Consider the following 1,445-nt stretch of genomic DNA (forward strand, 5'->3'; position numbering starts at 1 on the left):
AACCGCGCTGCTTGAGGGCCTTGTTATAAGAGGGCCAGTTGGTGATTTTAAAATTTTGTTTTGCCATGGAGACCTGATTTTGAAACAACTGTGGTGATCTGCTCCGATGATTACCCAAAAGATCTATTTATTCAACAAAGCCCACAATTGCGTCAAATGTGGAGAATGCGGAGAAACTATGTAAACCCCGCAAGAAAAACGTTAAGGCCCTCTTAGTCTAGGTAACAATGAAAATATAAAATTATTAAAATCAATTCATTATCAAAAAAACAAAGTTTTTCTCACTTAAATCGCTTGCTATTTAATATTTATCTATCTAGATTGTATTTTATGAACAAGAAAACGCAGACAGTACCAACATTATTGCCAGCGCAAGCCTATCAGCTTGACGGACAACTCTGTTTCGCACTCTATTCAGCCAATCTGGCAATGAATAAAGTCTATCGAAAACAGCTGGCAGCACTGTCACTCACCTACCCCCAGTATCTTGTCATGCTGGTGTTGTGGGAGCGCGATGGGCTTACGGTGTCGGAACTGGGTGAGCAGCTTTATTTGGATTCCGCCACGCTGACGCCGTTGCTTAAGCGATTGCAGCAATCTGGCCTGGTCAGCAGAACGCGCAGTGCGGAAGATGAACGTCAGGTGCTGATTCGGTTGACGGAAGAAGGCCGCACATTGCAACAAAAAGCGCGCGCCATACCGGAAAACATGCGCTGTGCCACGCAGTGTGATGGCAGCACGCTGCAAGCGATGAAGCAGCAGTTAGAATACCTGCGAGCCAGACTGATTGAGAATCTTTGATGGCCGCTTATCTCGACCAGTTAAATAGCGCGAGATTTAATATCGTGATAAAAAACATCCTATGTGAGTTACACCATGTCCATTGAAAAAGTACTGTATGTCGCTCACGCAAAAGCCACTGGCGGACGTGATGGACGCACCGAATCCTCCGATCAGCAACTGAGCGTCAAATTGACGACACCGCGCGAACTGGGCGGTGCCGGTGGCGAAGGGACTAACCCGGAACAGCTGTTTGCCGCAGGTTACTCAGCTTGTTTCCTTGGTGCGCTGAAGTTTGTCGCCAGCAAAGAAAAAATTGCACTGCCAGCGGCAACCACCATTGAAGGGAGTGTCGGCATCGGTGCCGCACCAACCGGATTTGCTATTGAAGTGGAATTGAAAATTGATCTGCCGGGGTTGGCGCGTGAAACCGCGCAAACACTGGTGGAAAAGGCTCATATCGTGTGCCCGTATTCTAACGCCACACGCGGCAATATCGACGTAACCCTGACGCTACTGTAAGCCACATAGCAGAGCTAAATAACATAAAAACTTTAAATATCAATATATTGACTGAATTTATCGCTCAAAAAACAGGCAACAAAACACAACAAAGCACGACAATACACGACATTTTTATCAATAACTTACCGTCCATTTCGACC

3 protein-coding genes are annotated in these 1,445 nt (G+C 46.2%); all 3 read left to right on the forward strand.

Annotated features, from left to right (window positions below; genetic code table 11):
• The first annotated feature begins 90 nt into the window (after positions 1 to 90).
• The 3 genes from QZ506_RS19450 to QZ506_RS19460 all read left to right on the forward strand — a co-directional run bounded on the left by QZ506_RS19450 (position 91) and on the right by QZ506_RS19460 (position 1,302).
• Complete coding sequence (locus tag QZ506_RS19450) at positions 91 to 216, forward strand: hypothetical protein (protein ID WP_291973256.1); 126 nt, start codon at positions 91 to 93, stop codon at positions 214 to 216.
• A gap of 114 nt (positions 217 to 330) precedes the next feature.
• Positions 331 to 801: a MarR family winged helix-turn-helix transcriptional regulator gene (locus QZ506_RS19455; RefSeq protein ID WP_291973258.1), complete on the forward strand. Its 471-nt coding sequence runs from the start codon at positions 331 to 333 to the stop codon at positions 799 to 801.
• Between the two features lie 75 nt (positions 802 to 876).
• Positions 877 to 1,302 (forward strand): organic hydroperoxide resistance protein, encoded by a 426-nt coding sequence (locus tag QZ506_RS19460; protein ID WP_291973260.1) that lies wholly within the window; start codon positions 877 to 879, stop codon positions 1,300 to 1,302.
• The last annotated feature ends 143 nt before the right edge of the window (positions 1,303 to 1,445 follow it).

Source organism: Candidatus Symbiopectobacterium sp., assembly GCF_020054415.1.
GTDB lineage: Bacteria > Pseudomonadota > Gammaproteobacteria > Enterobacterales > Enterobacteriaceae > Symbiopectobacterium.